The sequence below is a fragment of the Kitasatospora sp. NPDC053057 genome, from assembly GCF_044546945.1.
Taxonomy (GTDB): Bacteria; Actinomycetota; Actinomycetes; order Streptomycetales; family Streptomycetaceae; genus Kitasatospora.
Genome location: NZ_JBITZP010000027.1, coordinates 82,496 through 106,872, shown reverse-complemented (window position 1 = coordinate 106,872; position 24,377 = coordinate 82,496). Strand labels below are relative to the sequence as shown.

Annotated in this window: 2 protein-coding genes; both read right to left on the bottom strand. The window is 74.6% G+C overall.

Going from position 1 to position 24,377, the window contains the following annotated elements; genetic code table 11:
- Positions 1–164: 164 nt before the first annotated feature.
- Positions 165–380: an MbtH family protein gene (locus tag ACIG5E_RS26150; RefSeq protein ID WP_396537250.1), complete on the bottom strand. Its 216-nt coding sequence runs from the start codon at positions 378–380 to the stop codon at positions 165–167.
- Positions 381–383: 3 nt separating this feature from the next.
- Positions 384–24,377, bottom strand: coding sequence for a non-ribosomal peptide synthase/polyketide synthase (locus tag ACIG5E_RS26145; RefSeq protein WP_396537248.1), 23,994 nt, complete (start codon positions 24,375–24,377; stop codon positions 384–386).

The window sequence follows — 24,377 nt, the reverse complement described above, 5'->3', positions numbered from 1 at the left end:
GGGGGCGGTGGCCGGGGCCCCCGCGCGCCAGCGGGGCTACTACGGGGACGGGGCCCCGGCTGGCGGGGGGGGTGCGCTGGGGGGCGGCGGGTCGGCCGCCGCGGCCGGGGCCCGCGGTGTCGCGGGCCCCGGCCGAAACGGTGGTCGAGGTCATGTCTGCCGCGCTACCGCTTGGCGTCCATGGCCTCGGCGAGGCTCTTGGGCCGCATGTCGGTCCAGGCCTGCTCGACGTGCTCCAGGCAGGCGGCGTGGGTGTCGGGGCCGTGGGCGACGGTCCAGCCGTCGGGAACGTCCGCGAACTGCGGCCACAGGGAGTGCTGGTTCTCGTCGTTGACGAGCACGAGGAAGGTGCCGTCCTGGTCGTCGAAGGGGTTGGTCATGGGTCAGTCCTCCTGGTGGGAAAGGGTGGTGCCATCGGTGTCACGGACGGCATCGGGGTCGCCCGCGGCCTCGGCGAGCCTGGCGGCCAGGATCGGTCCGATCTGGGCCAGCGAGCCGGCTTGGGTCATCCGGTCGTGCCGGGTGGTGATCTCGTGCGATTCGATCCGGCCGGTGACGTAGGGGCGCCAGGTCTCGGGCCCGGCGTTGTCCTCGGCCCGGTCGATCGTGGAGTTGAACAGCAGCAGGTCCCCGTCGTAACTGCCGGGGACGAAGTCGACCGCCAGCTTCGCGTTGTTGATCATGATGTCGACGATCACCTCGACCTGCCGCTCGTTCAGACCGGCCAGCGCGCTGCCCCGCCGGTTCAGCACCTCGGCGACCTCGGCGTAGGTGATCTCCCGGTCGCCCAGCTCGTCCGGGTCGACGTCGAGCACCCCGACGAGCACGTCCCGCACGGTGGGTACCGGAGCCACCTCGAACTGCACGTCCTTCACCGGGTAGGCGTCGAGGATCGCCAGCAGTGCGGTCCGCTCGCCGCGCGACTGCAGCTCGCAGGCCAGCGCGTGGGCGATCAGCCCGCCGGCGGACCAGCCGAGCAGCAGGTACGGGCCCTCCGGCTGGATCTTCTGGATGTGGTCGGCGTAGTCGGCCGCCATCTCCTCGCAGGAGGTCGGCAGCGGTTCGGGCCGGCCGAGGCCGCGCGCCTGGATCGCGTAGACCGGGTGCTGCGGACCGATGTGGTTCAGCAGCCCGCTGTACGACCAGCTGATGCCGCCGCCGGGGTGGATGCAGAACAGCGGTGTGGCCGTCCCGGTCGAGCGCAGCGGCAGCACCACGTCCAACGCGTCGTCGGGATTGTCCATGACCAGGCGCTCGGTGAGCCCGGCCACGGTCGGCGCCTCGAACAGCATGCGCAGCCCCAGCTCCAGGCCGAGGGTCTCGCGGACCCGGGAAACCAGCCGGGCGGCCAGCAGCGAGTGCCCGCCCAGGTCGAAGAAGCCGTCGTCGATGCTCACCTGCTCCCGGCCGAGGACCTCGGCGAACAGGCCGCAGAGCAGCTGCTCCTGCGGGGTCCGGGGGCCGCGCCCGGCGTCCGACGCGCCGTACTCGGGGGCGGGCAGGGCCGCCCGGTCCAGCTTGCCGTTGGCGGTCAGCGGCAGCGCGTCCACGGTGACGAACGCCGCCGGCACCATGTAGTCGGGCAGTTCGCGGCGCAGCCGGCCGGACAGCTCGCCCGGCTCGGGCGCCGCGCCCTCGGGGGCGGGCACCAGGTAGGCGACCAGCCGCTTGTCGCCCGGCCGGTCCTCGCGGGCGACCACGGCCGCCTGGGCGACGCCCGGGCAGCCCGCCAGGACCGCCTCGATCTCTCCGGGCTCGATCCGCAGGCCGCGCAGCTTGACCTGGTGGTCGGCGCGTCCGGCGAACTCCAGCGTGCCGTCGGGCAGCCACCAGGCCAGGTCGCCGGTGCGGTACATCCGGCTCCCGGGCGGCCCGTACGGGTCGGCCGTGAAGCGCTCCGCCGTCAGGCCGGGTCGGCCGAAGTAGCCGCGGGCCACGCCCGTCCCCGCGAGGTACAGCTCGCCGACCAGGCCGGTCGGCACCGGCCGCAGGTGGTCGTCGAGCACGTAGGCGCGCATGTTCGCCATCGGCCCGCCGATCGGCACGGTCGCGGCGTGTTCGGGGAGGGTGCGCACCGGGTGGCAGGTGGCCAGGGTGGTGGCCTCGGTGGGCCCGTAGCCGTTGACCACCTCGATGCCCGGGCAGGCGGCCAGCACCCGGGCGGCGGCGGCCGGGGAGACCACGTCGCCTCCGGTCCAGACCTCGCGCACCCCGGCGAGCAGGCCCGGGCGCTCCTCGGCGACCAGCCGGAACAGTCCGGCGGTGAGCCACAGTCCGGTCACCCCGTGCGTGGTGATCGTGTGCTGGAGCAGGTCGAGGTCGAGCTGCTCGGGCGGTGCGACCACGATCCGGCCGCCGCCCAGCAGCGGCACCCACAGCTCGTAGGTCGAGACGTCGAAGGCCGTCGGGGAGTGCATCAGCACCCGCTCATGTCCGCCGCCGCGCCATTCCGGGGTGAGCGCGTGGCCCACCACGTCACGGTGGGTGACGGCCACGCCCTTCGGCCGCCCGGTCGAGCCGGAGGTGTACATGATGTACGCCAACTGGCCGGGATCGCACGGGATTTCGAGGCTGGACGGGTCGCGCTCGGACTGCACCAGCGCGGTCAGCACCTCCTGGGTGAGCACCAGCGCGGCCCCGGTCTCCCGAAGGATCAGCTCGATCCGCGACGAGGGGAAGCGCGAGTCCAGCGGCACGTAGGCGCCGCCCGCCTTGATGATCGCCAGGATCGCCACGACCAGCTCCGCCGAGCGCCCCAGCAGCACCGCGACCGGTGTCTCCGGCCGTACGCCCTGGCGGACCAGGGCCCGCGCCAGCCGGTTGGACCGCTGGTCGAGCTCCCGGTAGGTCAGCTCGGTGCCGCCCGCGACGACGGCCACCGCGTCCGGGGCGGCCGACACCTGACGGGCGAACAGCTCCGGCACCGCGGCCCGGGGCAGCTCGGCCGCCGTGTCGTTGAACCCGTACAGCAGCCGGTGGCGTTCCGCGTCGGACATCAGGTCGATCCGGCTGATCGGCCGGTCCGGGTCGGCGACCGCCGCCCGCAGCAACCGGGCCCAGCGGGCGAACAGCAGCTCCACGGTGGCCGGGTCGAACAGGTCGGTGGCGTACTCCACCGCGCCGACCAGGCCGTCGGGGCCGCCGTCCGGACGGAACTGTTCGGCCAGGCTGAAGGTCAGGTCGACCCGTGCCGTCCCGGTCGGCGCCTCCAGGTGGCCGGTCTCCAGCCCCGGCAGCGCGAACTCGCCCAGCGGCGCGTTCTGCAGGGCCAGCATGATCTGGAACAGCGGGTGGTGGGCCAGCGACCGCGCCGGGTTGACCACCTCGACCAGGTACTCGAACGGCACGTCCTGGTGGTCGTACGCGGTGAGCGCCTTCTGCCGCACCCGGCCGAGCAGTTCGGCGAAGCCGGGGTCGCCGCCGGTGTCGGTGCGCAGCACCAGGGTGTTGACGAAGAAGCCGACGAGCTCGTCGAGTGCCTGGTCGGTACGGCCGGCGATCGGGCTGCCGATCGGGATGTCCGTACCGGCGCCGAGCCGGGTGAGCAGCGCGGCCAGGCCGGCCTGGAGCACCATGAACATGCTGGCGCCGCGCGTGGCGGCCAGGTCCCGCAGGGCCTGGTGCAGTTCGGCGTCCAGCCGGACCCCAACCCGGCCGCCCCGCTGGGAGGCCACCGGCGGCCGGGGCCGATCGGCGGGCAGCTGCAGCTGCTGCGGCATGCCCTTCAACTCATCCTTCCAGTAGGCAAGTTGCCGGGCGAACAGGCTGTCCGGGTCGGCGGCGTCACCGAGCAGGTCGCGCTGCCACCGGGAGTAGTCGGCGTACTGCACCGGCAGCGGGGACCACTGCGGTTCCTCGCCCCGGCAGCGGGCCGTGTAGGCCGCGGCCAGGTCACCGGCGAGCGGGCCCATCGACCAGCCGTCGGCGGCGATGTGGTGCACCACGACCAGCAGCGCGTGCCGGTCGGGGGCGAGCGCGTAGAGCTCCGCCCGGATCGGCGGCTCCGCCGCCAGGTCGAAGCCGCGTTGGGCCGCCTCGGCCAACCGCTCGGCCAGTTCGCCCTCGTCGAGCTCGACCACCGGCAGTGCGGGGTGAGCCTGCGCGGCGCCCAGCACGACCTGGTACGGCACCCCGTCCGTCTCGCGGAAGACCGTCCGCAGGCTCTCGTGCCGGGCGACCACGTCCGCGAGTGCGGCGTGCAGGGCCGGGCGGTCCAGTTCGCCGGTCAGGCTCAGCGCGAGCGGCATGTTGTAGGTGGCGCTCGGCCCGTCCATCCGGTGCAGGAACCACAGACGGCGCTGGGCGAAGGACAGCGGCACCCTCCCCCAGCCTTGACGGCCGGGAGGTGCCCCCATGGGGCGGGGCTGGGCGGTCAGCGCGGGCCGCGCCGTTCCGGAGCCGTCCAGGCGGGCCGCCAGGGCGGCCACGGTCGGGGTCTCGAACAGGGTGCGGACCTCCAGCTCCGCGCCGAGGGTCGCCCGGACCCTGGAGGCCAGGCGGGTCGCCAGCAGCGAGTGGCCGCCGAGGTCGAAGAAGCTGTCCTCGACCCCGACCTGGGCCACGCCGAGCACCTCGGCGAACAGCTCGGCGAGGAGTTGCTCCTGCGGGGTGCGCGGCGCCCGCCCGGATCCGGCCGAGCCGAGGTCGGGAGCGGGCAGCGCGCGGCGGTCGAGCTTGCCGCTGGCCGTCAGCGGCAGCGCCTCCAGCGCCACCAACGCCGACGGGACCAGGTAGTCGGGCAGCCGCCCGCGCAGCCAGTCGCGGAGTTCGCCGATGAGGGCGCCGGTGCCCCGGCTGCCGGTCGGGCGGTTGGTCAGCGACGACAGCGGCCTGCCGGTGGACCGCGCCGGCCGGTACGGCTCGACCGGGGAGCCGTGTGGCGTCCGCGGGTCGGCGAAGACGACGTCCAGGGCGTCGGCCGCGGTGGCCGACCAGGTGACGCCCACCCGGCGGTCGAACTCCCGCCCGAGGGCGTGGAAGTCCTCCGGATCGGGAAGGTCGGCCTCCTCCGGGGCGTGCAGCCGCTCCAGCAGCTCGGCGAGCGAGCCGTCCCCGTCCTGCACCGCCCGGGCCAGGGCGGCTTCGCGCAGCACACGGCGGTTCGGCACTCCGGCGATCCGCAGCACCCCGGCGGGCGGCTGGGCGAGAAGTTCGCGCAGCTCGGCCAGTCCCGCGAGCTGCCGCCCCCACTCCAGCTCGACCGTGCGGCCCGCGGCCATCGGATGAACCGGGGCCTTGTGCAGCGTCACGTCGTAGCGGTAGCGGCTCAGTTCGTTGTGGTGGCGGGCCTCCTTGACCTCGACGGCCACCGCGCCGACCTCCGTGCCCTGCTCCCGCAGGACGGTGAAGAAGTCCGGGTCGACCAGCAGCTCCTTCTCCACCCGCACGGCCTGGTCCACCGCGCGGCGCACCGACGCGAGGTCGGTACCGGCAGCGGTCCGGTGCAGCTGGACGGCCGTGGCCAGCGGGCGCAGCAGCCGCAGGTTGCGGACGTCGCCGATGAACAGCGCGCCGCCGGGGGCGAGCAGCCGCATCAGCTTCCCGATCACGTCCGCGAGGTAGTCGGCGGACGGGAAGTACTGCACCACCGAGTTGATCACGATGGTGTCGAACTCCCCCGTCGGCAGCCCGTCGGTGTCGTGCGCCGGGCGGGTCTGCAGGACGACTCGCCCGGCCAGGTCGGGCTGCCGGTCGACCTGGGCGGCCAGCGCGTCGATCGCGGTGGCGGAGAAGTCGGTCGCCCAGTACGTCTCGCAGTGCGGTGCGACCTGGGAGAGCAGCAGACCGGTGCCGACGCCGACCTCCAGCACCCGGCGCGGGCGCAGGGCCAGGATCCGGGCCACCGTGGCGTCCCGCCACTCCCGCATCTGCTCGACCGGGATCGGGCTGGCGTCGTAACTGCTGTTCCAGCCCACGAAGTTCTGGCCGAACGCGGCTTCCTCGGGGGCGATGGGCAGGGCGTCGTAGATGTCCCGCCACTCGCCGACGTGGTCGGCCTCGACCCCGTCGTCCCGGGCGGTGTCCTGGCGCGGGACGACGTAGCCGATCAGCCGGTCGTCCTGGGCGAGGACGGCGGCCTGGGCGACGGCGGGGTGCTCGGCCAGGGCCGCTTCGACCTCGCCGGGCTCGACCCGGAAGCCGCGCACCTTCAGCTGGTCGTCGGCGCGGCCGACGTACTCCAGCTGACCGTCGGCCCGGAAGCGGACCACGTCGCCGGTGCGGTACATCCGGGCGCCCGAAGGATCGAACGGGCAGGCCACGAACCGCGCGGCGGTCAGACCCGGTCGGTTCAGGTAGCCGCGGGCCAGTCCGGCGCCCGCGACGTACAGCTCGCCGGGCACGCCGGGCGGCACCGGCCGCAGCCGCTCGTCCAGCACGTACACCCGGGCGTTGGTGATCGGCCGGCCGATCGGCGGCACGCCCGAGCCGGGCGCGAGCGGGTCGCTCATCGTCGCGCACACCGTGGTCTCGGTGGGACCGTACGCGTTGACCATCCGACGGCCGGGCGCCCAGCGGGCGACCAGCTCCGGCGGGCACGCCTCCCCCGCCACGATCAGATTCGACACCGTCACCGAGTCCTCCGGCAGGGCCGCGACGACGGACGGCGGCACGGTCACATGGGTGACCGCGAGGCCCGGGTCGACCAGCGCGGCGACCGGATCGGCCGTCGGAGGCAGCACCAGCGCCGCGCCGCGCAGCAGGGCGGTGTAGATCTCCGACACCGAGGCGTCGAAGCTGGGCGAGGCGAACTGGAGCACCCGGCTGTCCGGGTCGATCGCGAACCCCTCGATCTGCCCGGCGACCAGGCTCGCCACACCGCCGTGGGCGACCACGACGCCCTTGGGGCGGCCGGTGGAGCCCGAGGTGTAGATCACGTAGGCCGGGTGCCGGACGTCGAGCGCGACCTCCGGGTCGCTGTCCGGCCAGTCGCCCTCGGCCACCATCGCGGGGTCGTCGACCAGCAGTGCGGGACGGGCGTCCGTGAGCATGAAGTCGATCCGCGACTGCGGGTACGCCGGATCCACCGGCAGGTACGCCGCCCCGGCCTTCAACACGCCGAGGAGCGCCACCACGGCTTCCACCGAACGCGGCAGCGCCACCGCCACCAGCTGCTCCGGCCCCACGCCCCGGGCGATCAGCGCATGCGCGAACCGGTTCGCCCGCACGTTCAGCTGACGGTACGTCAATTCGATGTCGCCGCGGACGAGGGCGACCGAGTCTGGCGTCGCCACCACCTGCGCTTCGAAGGCCCGCGGCACCGGGACGGCACCCAGCTCGCGGGCGGTCGCGTTGCCCCGTTCCAGCAGCCGGTGCCGCTCGTCGGCGTCGAGCAGGTCGATCCCGCCGAACGGCCGCTGCGGGTCGGCGGTGACGGCCTCCAGCAGGAGCGTCCAGCGCCGGGTCAGGGCGGCGACTGTCGCGCGGTCGAACAGGTCGGTGGCGTACTCGACCGCGCCGACGATCCCGGCCGGGCTCCCGTCCGGACCGAACTGCTCGACCAAGCTCACCCCGAGGTCGAACTTGGCGGTTCCGGTCGCGACCGCGTAGGTCTCGACGTCCAGGCCGGGCAGCGAGAACCGGCCCATCGGCGCGTTCTGTACGGCCAGGATGGTCTGGAACAGCGGGTGGTGCGACAGCGACCGGGACGGGTTCAGCACCTCCACCAGCTGCTCGAACGGCACGTCCTGGTGCGCGTACGCCGACAGCGCCGTCTCCCGCACCCGCTCCAGCAGCTCGGCGAAACTCGGATCACCGCTGGTGTCGGTGCGCAGCACCAGCGTGTTCACGAAGAACCCGACCAGCTCATCCAGGGCCTCGTCGGTGCGCCCCGCGATCGGGCTGCCGATCGGGATGTCCGTACCCGCGCCCAGCCGGGTGTACAGCGCCGCCAGCGCCGCCTGCAGCACCATGAACAGACTCGCGCCCGAGCGCCGCGCCAACTCCACCAGGGCGGCGTGCAGTTCGGGGCTCAACTCCAGGCCGAGGTGGTCCCCGTGCCAACCCGCAACGGCCGGCCGGGGCCGGTCGACGGGCAGTTGGAGCAGCTCCGGCAGGTCGGACAGCTGCCGCTTCCAGTAGTCGAGCTGCTCGGCGAACCGGCTCTGCGGGTCGGCTGCGTCGCCGAGCAGCTCGTGCTGCCAGAGCGTGTAGTCGGCGTACTGGACCGGCAGGGCCGGCCGGCTCGCCGCCCGGCCCTCGCAGTGGGCGGCGTACGCCTCGGCCAGGTCGCGGGCCAGCGGGCCGGTGGACCAGCCGTCACCGGCGATGTGGTGCATCACCAGCAGCAGCACGTGCTCGTCCGGCGCGAGTGCGAACAGCTCGGCCCGCAGTGGGGGCTCCGCCGCCAGGTCGAACGGCTGCCGGGCGAACTCGGCGAGCCGATCGTGCAGTTCGGCCCGCGACACCTCGGTCAGCCGCGCCCGGGGCCGGGCCTCGGCCGGGTCCAGCACGCGCTGGCACGGTACGCCGTCGACCTCCGGGAACACCGTGCGCAGGGTCTCGTGCCGGACCACCACCTCGGCCAGTGCCTCGTCCAGCGCCGCCCGGTCGAGCGTTCCGGTCAGCTGGAGTGCCAGCGGGATGTGGTAGGTGGCGGCGCTGCCGTCCATCCGGTGCAGGAACCACAGCCGGCGCTGGGCGAAGGAGAGCGGCACCGCCTCCGGCCGCTCGTGCACGGTCAGCGCCGGGCGGACGCGGCCGTCCCCGGCCAGTGCCCCGGCCAGACCCGCCACGGTGGGCGCTTGGAAGAGCGCGCGCAGCCCCAGCTCGACGCCGAGCACCGAGCGCACCCGCGCGGTCAGCCGGGTGGCGAGCAGGGAGTGCCCGCCCAGGTCGAAGAAGTCGTCGTCGACCCCGACCTGCGGCACGCCCAGCACCTCGGCGAACAGCCCGCACAGGATCTGCTCCTGCGGGGTGCGCGGCGCCCGCCCGGCCTCGGCCGAGCCGGGGTCGGGAGCGGGCAGCCCCGCCCGGTCCAGCTTCCCGTTCGGCGTCAGCGGCAGCGCGTCCAGCAGCACGAACGCGGACGGCATCAGGTAGTCCGGCAGCCGCTCGCGCAGGTACGCCGCCAGCTCCGCCGGCCGGACCGCCGTGCCGGGACGGGCGGCCGCGTAGCCGACGAGCCGGTCGTCCCGGGCCACCACGGCGGCCTGGGCGACGGCGGGGTGCTCGGCCAGCGCGGCCTCGACCTCGCCGAGTTCCACGCGGAAACCGCGCACCTTCACCTGGTCGTCGGCGCGGCCGACGTACTCCAGCTCGCCGTCGGCCCGGCGCCGCACCACGTCACCGGTGCGGTACATCCGGGCACCCTCCGGCCCGAACGGGCAGGCCACGAACCGCCCCGCCGTCAGGCCCGGCCGGTTCAGGTAGCCGCGCGCCAGACCCGGGCCGGCGACGTACAGCTCTCCCGCCACGCCCGGCGGCACGATGCGCAGCCGCTCGTCCAGGACGTACACCCGGAAGCCCGCGACCGGTCGCCCGATCGGCGGCACGCCGGCTCCCGCGGACAGCGGTTCGCTCATGGTCGCGCACACCGTCGTCTCGGTCGGGCCGTACGCGTTGATCATCCGACGGCCCGGCGCCCAGCGCTCCACCAGCTCCGGCGGGCACGCCTCACCCGCCACCACCAGGGTGGCGGCCGTGAGTTCGGCACCGTCCAGCGCGGCCAGGGCCGAGGGCGGCAGCGTCACATGGGTGACGTCCAGCCGGCGGTCCGTCAGGGCCTCCAACGGGGCCTCGACGGGGGCCAGGACGAGGGCGGCGCCGGTGAGCAGCGCGCTGCAGAGGTCCCAGAAGGACGCGTCGAAGCTGGGCGAGGCGAACTGGAGCACCCGGCTGCCCGGCGCCACGCCGAGCCGCTCGACCTGCGCCGCCACCAGGCCCGACACACCGGTGTGGCTCACCACGACGCCCTTGGGCCGGCCCGTCGAACCCGAGGTGTAGATCACGTAGGCCGGGTGCCGGGCGTCCACCACGACTCCCGGATCGTTCTCCGGCCGCCCGGAGGCCTCGGCCACCAGTGCCGGATCGTCGACCACCCAGGCCGGCCGCGCGTCGTCCAGCATGAACGCGATCCGCGCCGCCGGGTACGCCGGATCCACCGGCAGGTACGCGGCCCCGGCCTTCAGCACGCCCAGGACCGCCACCACCGACTCCACCGACCGCGGCAGGGCCACCGCCACGACCTGCTCCGGGCCCACCCCACGCGCGATCAGCGCATGCGCGAACCGGTTCGCACTGGCATCCAGCTGCCCGTACGTCAAGGCGACATCGCCGCACACCAACGCGACCGCGTCCGGCGCGGCCGTCACCTGCGCCGCGAACAGCTCCGGGAGGCTCACCCCGGCCGCCCCGCGCTCGACGGCGGGCAGCAGCTCGCAGCGCTCCTCGGCGAACAGCAGGTCGATCCCGCCGATCGGCCGGTCGGGCGCGGCGGCGACGGCGGCCAGCAGCCTGGTCCACCGGGCGACCAAGGCCTCGACCGTCGAGCGGTCGAACAGGTCGGTGCTGTACTCGACCGCACCGCTGAGCCCGGCCGGCGCGCCGTCGGGCCCGTGCTCCTCCGCGAACCCGAAGGTCAGGTCGAGCCGCGCCGTCCCGGTGAGCACGGTCACCGCGGAGACCTGGAGGCCCGGCAGCTCGAAGTCACCGCCCGGAGCGTTCTGCACGACCAACCCGGTCTGGTACAGCGGGTGGTGGGACAGCGAGCGGGACGGGTTCAGCGCCTCCACCAGGTGCTCGAACGGCACGTCCTGGTGCGCGTACGCCGACAGCGCCGTCTCCCGCACCCGGCCCAACAGCTCGGCGAAACTCGGATCACCGCTGGTGTCCGTGCGCAGCACCAGTGTGTTGATGAAGAAGCCGACCAGCTCGTCCAGCGCCTCGTCGGTACGGCCCGCGATCGGACTCCCGATCGCGATGTCCGTGCCCGCGCCCAGCCGCGTGTACAGCGCGGCGAGCGCGGCCTGCAGCACCATGAACAGGGTCGCACCCGAGCGCCGCGCCAACTCCACCAGCGCCGCGTGCAGTTCGGCGTCGATCCGGAGTTCCAGCAGCTCGCCGCCGTACGACATGGTGGCCGGGCGGGGCCGGTCAGCAGGCAGCTGCAGCTGCTCGGGCAGCCCGGCCAGCGCCTCCGTCCAGTAGGCGACCTGGCGGGCGAAGACGCTGTCGGCGTCGTGCTCGTCGCCCAGGATCTCGTGCTGCCACAGGGTGTAGTCGCCGTACGTCACCGGCAGCGGCGGCCAGGCCGGCGCCCCGCCGCCCTGCCGGGCGGTGTAGGCGGTGGCCAGGTCACGGGCCAGCGGGCCCATGGACCAGCCGTCCCCGACGATGTGGTGCATGACCAGCAGCAGCACGTGCTCGTCCGGCGCGACCGCGAACAGCTCCGCCCGCAGCGGTACTTCCGAGGTCAGGTCGAAGCCGCGCACCGCGGCCTCGCGCAGCAGGGCGGGCACCTCAGCCTCGCCGGCCGCGCGCACGGTCAGCGGGACGGCGACCTCGGTGGTGTCCAGCAGCCGCTGGTACGGGACACCGGCGGTGTGCGGGAAGACCGTGCGCAGGGTCTCGTGCCGGGCCACCACGTCCGCGAGCGCGGCGCTCAGCGCGGCCCGGTCGAGGTCGCCGGACAGTCGCAGGGCCAGCGGCATGTGGTAAGTGGCGCTCGGCGCGCCGAACTGCTGGAGGAACCAGAGCCGGCGCTGGGCGAACGACAGCGGCATCGGGTCGAGGCGGGGCCGGGGTACCAGGGCCTGCCGCGCGGTGCCGGCGTCGTGCAGCCCGGCCGCCAGTCCGGCGGGCGTCGGGGTCCGGAACAGGCTGCGCAGCTCCAGCTCGGCCCCGAGGGTCGCCCGGACCCGCGAGACCAGCCGGGTGGCGAGCAGGGAGTGCCCGCCCAGCTCGAAGAAGTCGTCCTCGACCCCGACCCGGGCGAGGCCCAGCACCTCGGCGAACAGCTCGCAGAGGATCTGCTCCTGCGGCGTGCGCGGCGCCCGGCCCGCCTCCCTGGTCGTGGCCTCCGGCGCGGGCAGCGCGGCCCGGTCCAGCTTCCCGTTCGGCGTCAGCGGCAGTGCGTCGAGCAGCACGAACGCGGACGGCACCAGGTAGTCCGGCACCCGGTCGCGCAGGTACGCCGTCAGTGCCGCCGCCGTCGCCCCGGTCCCGGCCAGGGGGACGACGTACGCGACGATCCGGGTCTCGCCCGGCCGGTCCTCGCGGGCGAGCACCGCGACCTGGGCGACGCCCGGGTGCGCGGTCAGCTCGGCCTCGATCTCGCCCGGCTCGATCCGGAAGCCGCGCACCTTCACCTGGTGGTCGACCCGGCCGGCGAACTCCAGCTCGCCGTCGGCGCGCCAGCGCACCAGATCGCCGGTGCGGTACATCAGCGCGCCCGCCGGACCGTACGGGTCGGCGACGAAGCGGCCGGCGGTGAGCCCGGGCCGGTTCAGGTAGCCGCGGGCGAGCCCCGCCCCCGCGAGGTACAGCTCGCCCAGCACCCCGGGGGCGACCGGCCGCAGCGCGGAATCCAGCACGTACGCCCGGCAGTTGGCGATCGGACGGCCGATCGGCACCGGGAGCGGGCAGTCCGCCGGGTCGGCGGGCAGCGGGTAGGCGGTGATCACATGGGTCTCGGCGGGGCCGTAGTGGTTGTGCAGCACCCGGCCCGGGCGGCGCGCCTGGAACCGGCGTACGGCGCCGCCGAGGCGCATCGCCTCGCCGGCCTGGGCAACCAGGCGCAGGTTGGGCAGCTCCAGCCCGGCCTCCTCGGCGGCCTCGGCCAGCGCCTCGATCACCAGGTTGGGTGCGAACAGCTCCCCGACCTCGTGCCGGTCCAGCCAGTGCGCGAGCAGTTCGGCGCTGTGGCGCTGCTCCTCGGTCGGCACCACCAGGGTCTTGCCGTAGAGCAGCGCGGACAGCACCTCCTGCACCGAGACGTCGAAGCTGATCGCGGTGAACTGCGCGGTGCGCGTGCCGGGTTCGCCGCCGACGGCCCGGTGGTGCCACGCCAGCAGGTTCAGCAGTCCAGCGGCGGGCATCACCACGGCCTTGGGCCGCCCGGTGGAGCCCGAGGTGTAGATGACGTAGGCCGGGTGCCGGGCGTCCACGGGGACGGCCGGATCGTGCTCCGGCTGCCCGTCGGGCGGTGTGACGGCCGCGAGGTCGTCCAGCACCACGGCCGGACGCGCGTCCTCCAGCATGTAGGCGATGCGGGCGGCCGGGTAGTCCGGGTCGATCGGCAGGTACGCCGCGCCCGTCTTGAGCACCGCGAGGACGGCGACCACCAGCTCGGCCGAGCGCGGCAGCCGCAGGGCGACGAGCTGCTCCGGGCCCACGCCGCGCGCGATCAGCGCGTGCGCCAGGCGGTTGGCCCGGCGGTTCAGCTCGCGGTAGCTCAGCACGCGGTACATCGGCTCGCTGGCCTCGAACAGCACCGCCGGGGCCTCCGGGGTCGCCCGGACCTGCGCCTCGAACAGCGCGGGCAAGGTGGCCGCGGGCACCGGCCGGGCGGTGTCGTTGCGTGCGACCAGCAGCTCGTGCCGTTCCTCGGCGGTGAGGACGTCGATCCGGCTCAGCGGCCGGTCAGGCTCGGCGACCACCGCCGCCAGCAGCCGCAGCCACCGGGCGACCAGTGCCTCCACCGTGGCGGGGTCGAACAGGTCGGTGCTGTACTCGACCCGCCCGATGATGCCCTCGGCCGGCCCGCCGGTGCCGCCGCGCTCCAGCAGGTGGAAGCCGAGGTCGAACATCGCCGTCGGCGTCCGCACCAGGACGATCTCGGCGGCCAGGCCGCTCAGCGCGAACTCGGTACGGGGCACGTTCTGCAGCGCCAGCAGCACCTGGAACAGCGGCTGGCGGGCGAGCGACCGGGACGGGTTGAGGGCCTCGACGACGTGCTCGAACGGCAGGTCCTGGTGGGCGTACGCGCCGAGCGCGCCCTCCCGGACCCGGCCCAGCAGCTCGGCGAAGGACGGGTCGCCACTGGTGTCCGTACGGAGCACCAGGGTGTTGACGAAGAAGCCGACCAGGTCGTCCAGCGCCTGGTCGGTCCGGCCGGCGATCAGGCTGCCGACCGGGATGTCGTCGCCCGCGCCGAGCTTGTCCAGCAGCGCCGCCAGCGCGGCCTGCAGCACCATGTAGACGCTGGCTCCGTGCTCCCGGCCCAGCCGGACCAGCCCGGCGTGCAGTTGCGCGTCCAGGTCGATCGCGAGGTGGCCGCCGGAGTAGGAGGGGGCCGCGGGGCGGTGCCGGTCGGCGGGGAGCCGGATCTGATCCGGCAGGTCCGCCAGTGTCCGGGTCCAGTAGGCCACCTGACGGGCGGACAGGCTGTCCGGGTCGGCCGCGTCGCCGAGCAGCCGGTTCTGCCACAGGGTGTAGTCGGCGTACTGCACGGGCAGTGGCGCCCACTGCGGCTCCTCGCCCTGACGGCGCGCCGCGTAGGCGGTGGCCAGGTCGGCGGCCAGCGGGGCCAGCGACCAGCCGTCACCGGCGATGTGGTGCATCACCAGGAGCAGTACGTGCTCGTCCGCCGAGAGCTCGAACACCTCGGCGCGCAGCGGCGGTTCGGCAGCGAGGTCGAACCCGCGCGCGGCGGCCCCGGTCAGCAGTTCCGGCAGGGCCGACTCGTCGGCCGGGGTGACCGACAGCCCCGGGCGCGCCTCTCCGACGGCCAGCACCTGCTGGTGGGGCACCCCGTTCGCGGCCGGGAAGACGGTGCGCAGGGTTTCGTGCCGGTCGACGACGTCGCCCAGTGCCGCCGCCAGGGCCGCCAGGTCCAGCGGCCCCGAGAGCCGCCACGCGAGCGGCATGTTGTAGACGGAGTCGGCGCCCTCCAACTGGCGCAGGAACCACAGCCTCCGCTGAGCGGACGACAGCGGTACCAGCGCGGGCCGCTCCGCCCGCTCCAGGGCGGGCCGGGCCCGGTCCGCGCCGCCCAAGCCGGCGGCCAACCCGGCCACGGTGGGGCTGCGGAACAGGGTGTGCAACGCGAGTTCCACGCCCAGGGTCGTACGGATCCGGGCCACCAGCCGGGTGGCGAGCAGCGAGTGCCCGCCGAGGTCGAAGAAGTCGTCGTCGACGCCGACCTCGGACCGGCCCAGCACCTCGGCGAACAGCCCCGCCAACACCTGTTCCTCAGGAGTGTGCGGTGCCCGCCCGGCCCGCGTCACGGTGGACTCCGGCTCGGGAAGTGCGCGCCGGTCCAGCTTGCCGCTGGTGTTCAGCGGCAGGGCGTCGAGGGAGAGGAACGCGGCCGGCACCATGTAGTCCGGCAGCCTCTCGCGCAGGTGCGCCCGCAGGTCCTCCGGTCGCGGCTCCGCCCCGGTGGCCGGCACCAGGTAGGCGACCAGGCGGGGGTCCTGCGCCCGGTCCTCCCGGACGATCACGGCGGCCCGCGCGACCTGCGGGTGCTCATCGAGAACCGCCTCGATCTCGCCGAGTTCGATCCGGAAGCCACGGACCTTCACCTGGTCGTCGGCGCGGCCGACGTATTCCAGCTGACCGTCCGCACGTCGGCGCACCACATCACCGGTGCGGTACATCCGCGCGCCCGCCGGACCGAACGGGCAGGCCACGAACCGCCCGGCGGTCAGGCCCGGCTGGTTCAGGTAACCACGCGCGAGCCCCGGGCCCGCGATGTACAGCTCCCCGGTCACGCCCGGCGGCACCAGGCACAGCCGCTGGTCCAGCACGTACGTCCGGAACCCGGCGATGGGACGGCCGATCGGCGGCACACCCGACCCCGGCGACAGCGGCTCGCTCATCGTCGCGGTCACCGTCGTCTCCGTCGGACCGTAGGAGTTGATCAGACGTCGGCCCGGCGCCCAACGCGCCACCAGCTCGGGCCCGGACGCCTCACCGCCCACCAGCAGTGTCGGCACGGCCACGTCGTCCGGCGACAGCACCGCCGGCACGGACGGCGGCACGAGGGCATGGGTGAGCGCAAGGCTCGGATCGGTCAGCGCGGCGACCGGCTCGGTCGCGGGCGCCAGCACCAGAGCGGCACCGGTGAGCAGGGCGCCGAACAGGTCCCACACCGAGGCGTCAAAGCTCGGAGAGGCGAACTGGAGCACCCGGCTGCCAGCACCGATGCCGAGCCGCTCGACCTGCTCGGCCACCATTGCGGGCAAGCCCTCGTGGCTCACCACCACGCCCTTGGGCCGGCCGGTCGAACCCGAGGTGTAGATCACGTACGCCGCGTTCCCGGGCACGACCTGTACCCCGGGGTCGCCGTCCGGCAGCCCGGCCGCCCCGGCTCCGGTATCGAGCAGCAGCCGGTCGAGGCCGTCCGGGCCCGGCAGGGCCGCCTCCAGGTCCGCGGTGGTGACCAGCAGCGCCGGCCGGGCGTCGTCGAGCAGGTACGCGATCCGCGCCGCCGGGTAACCGGGGTCGATCGGCAGGTACGCGGCCCCGGCCTTGTGCACCGCCAGGATGGCGACCACCAGCTCCGGGGAGCGCGGCAGGGCCAGCGCCACCAGCCGCTCCGGTCCCGCCCCCCGGGCGATCAGGGCATGCGCCAGCCGGTTGGTCCGGGCATCCAACTCGCCGTACGTCAGCGTGACGTCCCCGCTCACCACGGCCACCGCCTCGGGCTGTTCCTGGGCCCGGGCCCGGAACAGTGCGGGCACGCTCGCGGCGGGTGCCGGCTGTGCCGACTCCTCACGGGAGGCGAGCAGTTCGCGGCGCTCCTCGGCTGACAGCAGGTCGAGGCGGCCGAGCGGCCGCATCGGGTCGGCAACGGCCGCGGTCAGCAGCCGGACCAGGCGCGCGACCATCGTCTCGACAGTGGCCGGGTCGTACAGGTCGCTCGCGAACTGGACGAACGCGTCGATCCCGGCCGGGGAGCCGTCCTCGGTGTGCCGCTCGGCCAGCGAGAAGATGAGGTCGAACTTGGACGAGGTCGTGGTCAGCTCCACCTCGGCGACCCGCAGGCCGGGTGGGGCGAACTCCGCCCGGGCGTTGTTCTGCAGCACCAGCATGACCTGGAAGAGCGGGTGGTGGGAGAGCGACCGGGACGGGTTGAGGGCCTCGACCAGGTACTCGAACGGCAGGTCCTGGTTCGCGTAGCCGGCCAGCGCGGTGTCCCGGACCCGGGCGAGTAGGTCGGCGAAGGTCGGGTCGCCCGAGGTGTCCGTCCGGAGCACGAGGGTGTTGACGAAGAAGCCGACCAGTTCGTCCAGCGCCTGGTCGCTGCGGCCGGCGGTGAGGCTGCCGACCGGGATGTCCTCGCCCGCGCCGAGCTTGCTCAACAGCGCCGCCAACCCTGCCTGGAGCACCATGAACAGACTGGTCCCGTGCGCGCGGGCGAGCTCGCGCAGACCGCGGTGCAGCTCGGCGTCCAGCCCGGCACGCACCGAGCCGCCCCGGTGCGAGGCGACCGCCGGGCGGGGCCGGTCGGTGGGCAGCTGGATCTGCTCCGGCAGTCCGGCCAGCTGCCTGGTCCAGTAGGCCGCCTGGCCGGCGAACAGGCTGTCCGGGTCGGTGGAGTCGCCGAGCAGTTCGTGCTGCCACAGGGTGTAGTCGGCGTACTGGACCGGCAGCTCCTCCCACTGCGGCTCCTCACCGCGGCAGCGCGCCGCGTAGGCGGCGGTCAGGCCCTGCGTGAGCGGGCCCAGCGACCAGCCGTCGCCCGCGATGTGGTGGAGCACCAGCTGGAACACGTGCTCGTCCGGTGCCAGCTCGAACAGCTCGACCCGCAGCGGCACTTCGACCGCCAGGTCGAACCGACGGTCCTTCGCTTCCGCCATGAGGGCCGGCAGCCCGGCCTCGGTGGTCCGGCTCACGAGCAGCCGCGGGCGGGCCGCCACGACGTCCAGCACCCGCTGGTACGGCACGCCGGCCACCGCCGGGAAGACGGTGCGCAGGCTCTCGTGCCGGGCCACCACGTCCGCCACGGCGGCCTCCAGGGCCCGCCGGTCCAGCTCCCCGGACAGCCGCCAGGCCAGGGAGATGTGGTAGTTCGCGCTGGCGCCCTCCAACTGGTGCAGGAACCACAGCCGCCGCTGCGCGAACGACAGCGGGATCACCTCGGGGCGCTCGCGCCGTGCCAAGGCTGCCTGCGCCGGTCCGGCCGCCACCAGGGCGGCGGCCAGGCCGGCCGGGGTGGGCGCCTCGAACAGGGTGCGCAGCGGCATCTCCACGCCGAGCGTCGCACGGACCCGGGCGGCCAGCCGGGTGGCCAGCAGCGAGTGCCCGCCCAGGTCGAAGAAGCCGTCCTCGACGCCGACCGACGCCACACCCAGGACCTCGGCGAACAGCTCGCAGAGGATCTGCTCCTGCGGGGTGCGCGGCGCGCGGCCGGTCCGCTCCGCGGTGAACTCCGGTTCGGGCAGGGCCCGGTGGTCCAGCTTGCCGTTGGCGGTCAGCGGCAGCGCGTCCAGCACCACGAAGGCCGACGGCACCATGTACTCCGGCAGCCGCTCGGCCAGGTGGCCGCGCAGCTCGGCCGGGCGCGGCGCGGCTCCGGCGGCGGGCACCAGGTAGGCGACCAGGCGGGTGTCGTCGGCGCGCTCCTGCCGGGCCAGCACGGCGACCTGGGCGACGCCGGGGTGCGCGGCGAGCGCCGCCTCGATCTCGCCGAGCTCGATCCGGAAGCCGCGCACCTTCACCTGCTGGTCGGCCCGGCCGACGTAGCGCAGGCTGCCGTCCGCGGCGCGGCGCACCACGTCGCCGCTGCGGTACATCCGCGATCCCGCGGGCCCGAACGGGTCCGCGACGAACCGCCCGGCGGTCAGGCCCGGCCGGTTCAGGTAGCCGCGCGCCAGGCCGGCGCCCGCGACGTACAGCTCGCCCGCGACGCCCGGGGGCACCGGACGCAGGCCCTGGTCCAGCACGTACGTGTGCAGGTCCGGCAGGGCGGTGCCGATCTGCCCGGCGCTGGTGCCGGACGCCCCGAGCGCCGCATGGGTGACGTGCACCGTGGTCTCGGTGATGCCGTACATGTTGACCAGTCGCGGCGTGTCCTCCGGGTGCCGCTCGTACCAGCTCGCCAGCCGGCCGTGTTCCAGCGCCTCGCCGCCGAACACCACGGTGCGCAGGGCGAGTTCACGGCCGACGGCCGGCGCCTCGGCGTCCGCCTGGATCAGCTGGTAGAAGGCGGAGGGCGTCTGGTTGAGGACGGTCACCCGTTCGCGGGCGAGGAGTTCCAGGAACCGGCCGGGCGAGCGGCTGGTCTCGTGGTCGACGACCACCAGCCGGCCGCCGTGCAGCAGCGGGCCCCACAGCTCCCAGACCGAGAAGTCGAAGGCGTAGGAGTGGAAGAGCGTCCAGACGTCCTCGGCGGTGAACCCGAACAGCTTCTCCGTGGTCCGGAACAGCCGCAGCACGTTCCGGTGCGGGACCACGACGCCCTTGGGGTTGCCGGTGGAGCCGGAGGTGTGGATGACGTAGGCCGCGTGCGCGGGGTCGACGGCGACCTGCGGATCGGTGTCCGGCCGTCCGTCCAGGTCGGCGGTGTCCAGCAGCAGCCGGTCCACGCCGTCCGCTCCCGGCAGGTCGCCGACCGCGCTGGTCGTCACCAGCAGCGTCGGCCGGCCGTCCTGGAGCAGGTAGGCGATCCGGGCGGCCGGGTACCGCGGGTCCACCGGGAGGTAGGCGCCACCCGCCTTGAGCACGGCGAGCACCGCCACGACCTGCTCCGCCGAGCGCGGCAGGGCCAGCGCCACCAGTTGCTCCGGGCCCACCCCCCGGTCGATCAGCGCGTGCGCGAGTCGGTTCGCCCGGGCGTTCAACTCGCCGTAGCTGAAGGATACTTCGCCCTCGGTGAGGGCGACGGCGGCCGGGTTCGCCCGGACCTGCCGCTCGAACAACGCGGTGATGCCACTGTCCGGCAGCTCCTCGCCGAGGACCTCGCCGGCGGGCAGCAGCGCGCGGAGCTCCTCGTCGGACAGCACGTCCACCCTGCCGATCCGGCCACCGGGGTCGGCGACGACGGCGCGCAGCAGCCGCAGCCACCGCTCGACGATCCCGGTCACGGTGGCCGCGTCGAACAGGTCGGTGCTGTACTCCACCACGCCCGACAGACCGTCCTCGCCGGGCTGTTCGGCCAGGATGAAGGTCAGGTCGCACTTGGCCGTCCCGGTGTGGACCAGGTCGGTCGCCACCCGCAGCCCCGGCAGGTCGAAGGTGCCGAGCGGCGCGTTCTGCAGGGCGAGCATGGTCTGGAACAGCGGGTGGTGCGCCAGCGTCCGGGTCGGGTTGAGCGCCTCCACCAGGTGCTCGAACGGCACGTCCTGGTGCGCGTACGCGGCCAGCGCGTCGGCGCGCACCCGGCCGAGCAGTTCGGTGAAGGACGGGTCGCCGGAGAGGTCGGTGCGCAGCACCAGGGTGTTGACGAAGAAGCCGACCAGCTCGTCCACGGCCTCGTCGGTGCGCCCGGCGATCGGCGTGCCGATCGGGACGTCGTCGCCCGCGCCGAGCTTGCCCAGCAGGGCGGCCAGTCCGGCCTGGAGCACCATGAACAGGCTCGCCCCGCCGTCGCGGGCGAGCGCCCGCAGGCCCTGGTGCAGTTCGGCGTCGATCCGCACCGGCAGGTGGGCGCCCCGGTAGGACATCGCGGCCGGCCGGGGCCGGTCGAAGGGCAGCTCGGTCTGCTCCGGCAGATCCGCCAGCTGCTGCCGCCAGTAGGCGAGTTGGCCACCCAGCAGGCTGTCCGGGTCCGCGCCGTCGCCGAGCAGCTCCCGCTGCCAGAGGGCGTAGTCGGCGTACTGGACGGGCAGTGGCGGCCACTCGGGCTTCGCACCCTCCGCGCGGGCCGCGTAGGCGGTCGTCAGGTCCCGCGAGAGCGGGCCCATCGACCAGCCGTCACCGGCGATGTGGTGCACCACCAGCAGCAGCACGTGCTCCTCGGCCGCCAGCTGGAAGAGTTCGACGTGCAGCGGCGGTTCCTCGGCGAGGTCGAAGCCGTAGCGGGCCGCCTGCGCCAGCCGCTCCGGCAGCTCGCGTTCGCCGAGTTCGGTCACCCGCAGCCGCGGCCGGGCCTCGTCCGGTTCCAGCACCCGCTGGCACGGCACGCCGTCGACCGTCGGGAAGACGGTGCGCAGGCTCTCGTGCCGCTCGACCAGGTCCGCCAGGGCGGCTTCCAGGGCCCGCTGGTCCAGGCGCCCGGACAGCCGCAGGGTCAGCGGGATGTTGTAGGTGGCGCTCGGGCCCTCCATACGGTGCAGGAACCACAGCCTTCGCTGTGCGAAGGACAGCGGGACGGTCTCCGGCCGCTCGCGCCGCGCCAGCGCCGGGCGCGCCCGGCCCGCGACGTCCACGGCCGCCGCCAGTTCCGCCACCGTCGGCGCGTCGAACAGGTCGCCGAGCCGCAGCTCCACCCCGAGGATCGAGCGGGCCCGGGCGACCAGCCGGGTGGCCAGCAGGGAGTGCCCGCCGAGGTCGAAGAAGCTGTCGTCCAGCCCGGGTTCGGGCACCCCGAGCACCTCGGCGAACAGTCCGACGAGCAGGTGCTCGGTCGCGGTGCGCGGGGCGCGGCCCGGCGCGGCGGGCTGCCGCCCGGGCGCCGGGAGGGCCCGCCGGTCGAGCTTGCCGTTCGGGGTCAGCGGCAGCGCGTCCAGCAGCACGTACGCGGCCGGCACCATGTGCCGGGGCAGCCGGTCCCGCAGGTGGTCGCGCAGGGCGGTGTCGGTCACGGTGGCACCGGGCCCGGGCACCGCGTAGGCGACCAGCCGGGGTTCCTCCTCCTCGGTGCGCACCAGCACGGCGGCCCGGGCGACCTGCGGGTGCTCGGCGAGGACGGCCTCGATCTCGCCGAGCTCGACCCGGAAGCCGCGGATCTTCACCTGGTCGTCCGTGCGGCCGAGGAACTCCAGGTTCCCGTCCGCGCCCCAGCGCACCAGGTCCCCGGTGCGGTACATCTGCGAACCGCTCGGCCCGAACGGGTCCGCGACGAACCGCCCTGCGGTCAGCCCCGGCCGGTTGAGGTAGCCGCGGGCCAGGCCCGCGCCCGCGATGTACAGCTCGCCCGCCGCACCGGCCGGCAGCGGCCGCAGGGCGCCGTCGAGCACGTACAGCCGGGCGTTGGTGACGGGCCGGCCGATCACCGGGCGCGGGCTCGAAACCAGCGCCGCGACCACCGAGTTGACGGTGCACTCGGACGGTCCGTAGAGGTTGAGGCAGGACACCCCCTCGGCCGAACGCAGTTGCTCCCACAGCCGCTCCGGGACGGCCTCGCCGCCCGCCGCGACCAGGGCCGGGCGCCGCTGCGGGTCGCTCAACAGTCCGTGGTCGACGAGGACTCGCAGGTACGACGGGGTGGCCTCGACGTAGTCCAGCCCGCAGCGCGCGGCGTAGCCGACGAAGGCGTCCGGGTCGGTCCAGGTCGCGTGGTCCAGGACGTGCAGCTCGTGGCCCCCGAACAGGGCGAGCAGCTGGTTCCAGGAGGCGTCGAAGGAGACCGAGGTGGTCAGGGCCACCCGCAGCCGCTGCCGCTCCTTCAGCACCGGCGCGAAGTGCACCTGCCGGAGGTCGGTGAGCAGGTCCAGCAGGCCGCCGTGGGTCGGCAGCACGCCCTTGGGCCGTCCGGTGGAGCCGGAGGTGTGGATGACGTACGCCGGGTGGCCCGGGTCGACGGCCACCATCGGGTCGGCCGCCGGGCGGTCGGCCACCAGGGCGGCCGTCTCCGGGTGGTCGAGCACCAGCCGGTCGACGGGCCCGGCCTGGGGCAGCCGCCCCTCGCTGCCGGAGTCCGTGACGAGCAGCGCCGGCCGGGCGTCGTCGAGCAGGTACGCGATCCGGGCGGCCGGGTACTCGGGGTCGACCGGGACGTACGCCGCGCCGGTCTTCAGCACCGCGAGGATCGCCACCACCAGCTCGGCCGACCTCGGCAGCGCCACCGCCACCAGCCGCTCCGGGCCCGCTCCCCGCTCGATCAGGGTGTGCGCCAGCCGGTTGGCCCGCGTGTCCAGCTCCGCGTACGTCAGCGAGACCGCCCCGCAGACCAGCGCGACCAGGTCCGGGGTCGCCCGCACGTGTTCCCGGAACAGCTCCGGCAGGCTCGCGGCGGGAACCTCGGCCACCGGCCCGGTACCGAGCTCCGCCAGCTCGCGGCGCTCCTCGGCGGTGAGCAGTTCGATCCGGCCCACCGGCTCGTCCTGGTCGCAGTCCGCGAGGGTGTCCAGCAGCGCGAGCAGCCGCTGCTGGTGGGCGGCCAGGTCGTCGGGGCCGTACGCCTCCGGCGAGCCGTGCAGCCGGAGCAGCGGCGGGTTGCCGTCTCGGTAGTCGAAGACCCAGACGGCGAGGTCGGTGGTCGAGCCGGACACGAAGTGGTGCACGGAGGCCGGGTGCCCGGCGAAGCTCGGCCTGGAGTTGAAGGCCATGATGTTGACGATCAGCGGGAACGCCGTCCCGATGCTGCCGGGGGCGCCGAGGTCCCGCAGCAGGTCCTCACTGCGGTAGCGCTCGTGCGCGACGGCCGTCTCGACCTCCCGCGCCGCCTGGGCGACGAGTTCGCGCCACGGCATGTCCGGCCGCACCGTCAGCCGCAGCGGCACCACGTTGGACATCGTGCCCGGCACCGCCGTCAGGTCGCGGTCGGCACCGCGGCGGGCGGTGACGGGCAGGGCGAGCACCACGTCCTGGTTGCCGGTCAGCCGGTGGGCGTAGAGCGCCGTCGCCGCGACCACCAGCCGGGACCACCGGACGCCGGCCCGCCCCGCCGCCGCCCGCAGGGCGTCCGGGCGGCGCAGTGCCCGCTCCTCGGCCAGCCGGAGGGCGCGGTGCGGGTCGGTCGCGGAGGTGTCGGTGAGCCGGGTCGGGGCGGGCAGGTCGGCGAAGCGCTCGGTCCAGTAGGTGCGGTCGGCGGCGAAGTCGGTGGACGCGCGGTACGCGGTGTCGCTGTCGACCAGGTCCCGCAGCGTGCCGAACGGGCAGGGCGGCACGGCGCCGCCCTCGGCCAGTGCCGAGTACACCTCGCCGACCCGCTGCCGGAGCATGGAGCTGCTGATCGCGTCCAGCACCACGTGGTGGTAGTTCAGGTACCAGAGGTACTCCGTCGGCGCCGCCTTGATCAGCGCATGGCCGAACAGCGGGTCGCGGGCGAGGTCCAGCGGGCGCAGCAGGTCCCGCTCCATCCATTCCACGGCCGCCGCCCGGGGGTCGGGCTCCCCGCTGAGGTCGAGGTGCACGGGCGCCCAGTCCCAGCCCTCTCGGAGGACCTGGCGCGGGCCCTCGCCGTCGTCGACGAAGGTCACGTGCAGGGCGTCGACCTCGTCCACGACCCGGCGCAGCGCGGTCTCGAAGAGCTCCCGGTCCACCGGCCCGTGGATCTCCAGGCACTCACCGACGCGGTAGCCCGGGATCGGGGTTCGGGAGCGCTGCTCGGCGAGCCAGATCTCGCGCTGGGCCGCTGTCAGGGGAAGGGCGTCACCGTCGCGACGGGACAT